Genomic DNA, 581 nt, shown 5'->3' with positions numbered 1-581 from the left:
CGCGAGTGCGCTCGACCAGGGGGCCGATCGCCTCCTCGAGCGTCACCACTCGCTGCTGGAGGCGGGGGTAGGAGCGCTCGAGGGCGTCGGCTGCCCCCGACAGCGAGCCGCGGTCGTCGATCGCGCGCAACATCGCGATATCGCTGCGATCGACGGCGACCTCATCGATCCGCAGGTAGGGGTCGAACTCCTTTTCCATGGTCATCGGTGGATCACGCGGTGGATTTGGCCGACGCGCAGCCGTGTCCGGAGCCGCTCGAGTCCCCCTTGGCGTTCACGCGAGAAGTTCGTTTTCATCGTACAACAGGTCTCCGTTGACGAACCGTGCGGTTCGCTCGTCGCGGGGATCGTCGAAGATCCGCTCGGGCGGGCCGACCTCGATCAGTTCGCCCTCGAGCAGGAAGGCGACGCGATCCGAGATCCGCTCGGCCTGGTGCATGTCGTGGGTCGCGAGCAAGACGCCGTGATCGCGCTCGCGGGCGCGCTCGATAGCGCGCTCGAGGATGGCCGTGTTCCGCGGGTCGAGATCCGAGGTCGGCTCGTCGAGCACGAGCAGTTCGGGTCGCGGCGCGAGCGCAGAT

At 67.8% G+C, this 581-nt stretch carries 1 protein-coding gene and 1 pseudogene; both read right to left on the bottom strand.

The genetic code is table 11. The annotated features are described in order from the left end of the window. The coding region (locus tag PGX04_RS23625; protein ID WP_273740745.1) for a helix-turn-helix domain-containing protein at positions 1 to 199 on the bottom strand (199 nt) is incomplete at its 3' end. A 75-nt stretch (positions 200 to 274) separates the two neighbouring features. Further along, positions 275 to 581, bottom strand: a pseudogene (locus PGX04_RS23620) (phosphate ABC transporter ATP-binding protein); the annotation flags it as partial.

The sequence above is a fragment of the Natrinema soli genome, assembly GCF_028618695.1.
This window is presented reverse-complemented; position numbering and strand designations above follow the sequence as displayed.